General features: G+C 62.3%; 2 protein-coding genes. One reads left to right on the top strand and one right to left on the bottom strand.

Annotated elements, in window-relative coordinates:
* Positions 1 to 788 (bottom strand): transposase (locus tag CEY15_RS04825; protein ID WP_428844184.1); only part of this gene is annotated, 788 nt, incomplete at its 3' end.
* Positions 789 to 1,523: 735 nt separating this feature from the next.
* Between CEY15_RS04825 and CEY15_RS04820 the strand changes: the two genes are divergently transcribed.
* Entirely contained in the window at positions 1,524 to 2,249 is a 726-nt protein-coding gene (locus CEY15_RS04820; protein ID WP_095717549.1) for a hypothetical protein, read from the top strand.
* Positions 2,250 to 2,278: the final 29 nt, after the last annotated feature.

The following is a 2,278-nucleotide window of genomic DNA, read 5'->3' as shown; positions in this document are numbered from 1 at the left end:
ACGGTGCCGGCCCGCTTCACACACGGGCCGGTTCCGGGTCGCCGGAATGGCGGTACCAACTCGCCGGACCCGCGGTACCGACAAGCCCTATCTGCCACGCCAGCCCCGTCGGAGCGGATCAGCAGGTCACGCCGATGACTGGCGGGGATCTGCGCGATCGCCTGGCCCAGGACGTCGATGTGGTCGGCGGCGGTGTTCGACCCGGCATTGCCCGGCCGCAGACTCGCCGCGAGGAACTCGGTGGTGTTGTCGCACCACACGCCGATCGGGTGGTAGCCGAACGAGCGCTTATATGTCGGCGCGGCAAGCTCCTTCTCGCTGTGCGTGACCACGATGGTGGCGTCCACATCGAGCACGATCGTGGCTCCCAGGTCCCGACCCGCACACGTCGACGCTGGGACACCTCCGGGCAGCTGGGACCACACGTGCCGCCGTGCCCGAGCCCGCGCCACCTGGATCTTCTTGCGCTTACCGGCGGTGACCTCATCCAGAGTCCGCCACACCGTCGGCGCCGAGGCCACCGGGCCCAGAGCGCCGGATTGGTGGCGCAGGACGCCAATGTCGGAGATGGCCTCGCCGCCATCAACGAGCATTGTCGCGACGTCGATCAGCACCCGGCCGCGGTCATGGATTGGGATGAACCGGCGGCGAGCCATGGCCTCCGACAGTTCGGCGGTGAGCCCGACCCGATCAGCCAAAAGACGTGGCGCGATGGCCCCTGCGTGGGAAATCACGCCGACTCCATCGGCGGTAACGGACAGACCGGACGACCACGACGTACGCTTCACCTACCGAGTGCTTTCTGCTTGAGGAACCGGATCCTTAGACAAGAACCAGTTTCCCCTGTTCAGGAAGCACTTCGGTGTATCAGTACCCGGAAATTCGCAGATCCCCGTGAATCACCGGGGCTACTATACGGAGCTGCTGGACGCACATCTGCAAGACATGAAACTGGGGATCTCCGCGTCCCGGCCTTCGCTGGCAGGATCGTTGCTGTCCAAGGGGCGCGAGATGCTGGCAACAGCACTGCCATCGTTGCCGGTCGAGACCTTGGGGGAAGACGGCGAGACCAGTCCTCGGAATAATTCGTCCGCAATCGTGCTACTCACCGTTGGCGACAACCGCATTCTCTTCACAGGAGACGCAGGTATTCCAGCAATGAACGCTGCTGCAGATGAGTATGAGAGGACTGTTGGGCCGTTCAAGCTTAAGCCGTTGACAGTCTTCCAAGCCCCTCATCACGGCAGCCGCCGGAACCTCGCCCCAAGCCTCCTCAATCGCATCGTGGGGCCACCGGGAGACGCATTCGGCGCTTTCCAAGCGCCCATCAGTTCGGCTAAAACCGCCCCCAAGCACCCATCTCCTAAAGTGGTGAACGCACTCTCGCGGCGGGGCGGATACGTAGTAGCCACCGAGGGGCGGACGATCTGCCTCAGCGAAGGCACCATGCGTCCTGGGTGGACCAGCCTCGACCCCCTCCCCCCTCTGAGGGAAGACGACGACTAAGGAGGACCTCCCTGCAGATGTCCTTCGACACCTTCGATTTCAGAGCGCGCACCCTGCCGGTGGTCATCGCGTTCGTCCCCGTCTACGTCTGCGCCATGCTTATCGCAATCGAGGTTCCCGCCGCAGAGACCTGGTGGAATCTGCTACCGATACCGGTTGCTCTCGCGCTGTCAGCACTCGTGACACACCTTGGTAGAGATGCCGGAAAAGGAGTTGAGAAGGCACTTTGGGAAAACTGGGGCGGCCCACCCACAACCCAGATGCTCCGATGGGCGGGCGCGGAGAACCCGATCACTCAACAGGACCTTCACGAATCTCTGCAGGCGATCGTTGGCACGAACATCACTCTGCCGACTTCAGACCAAGAGAAAGAGGACCCTACTCGGGCAGATCACATCTACGAGGCGGCCGTACGGACTCTCATCGCACGTACCGGAGACAAGGAGAAGTACCCCAAGTTGAAGAACGACTTGATCGGGTACTGCTTTCGGCGCAACGTCTATGGATTACGCACATTTGCTATCGCCGTTGCCGGGTTCCTAGTCATTGGGTCAATCGTTGCCATTGTCGCGCTCCCCAGCACCCCGGTCGACGTCGGCCCTACAATCCCAATTGTTACGCTGCTCATCGCATTGGTCTGGATCGTCCTCTATGCCGCATGGTTTACCAGCAACTGGGTACGGCGTGCCGCTGACGCTTACGCCGACGAACTGTCGAAACGCGCACTCGAAGCCCGCACCTAATGTGAGGAGGATCCAGTCTCGGGCCAGCG

This window comes from Dietzia natronolimnaea (assembly GCF_002289575.1).
Lineage (GTDB): Bacteria > Actinomycetota > Actinomycetes > Mycobacteriales > Mycobacteriaceae > Dietzia > Dietzia natronolimnaea_A.
The sequence above is the reverse complement of the archived record's forward strand: the minus strand, read 5'-3'. Positions and strand labels throughout refer to the sequence as shown.

What these genes read in the sequence shown, in the direction of transcription:
- CEY15_RS04820 (WP_095717549.1), top strand. Translation starts at nt 1,524, where the DNA reads ATGTCCTTCGACACCTTCGATTTCAGAGCGCGCACCCTGCCGGTGGTC.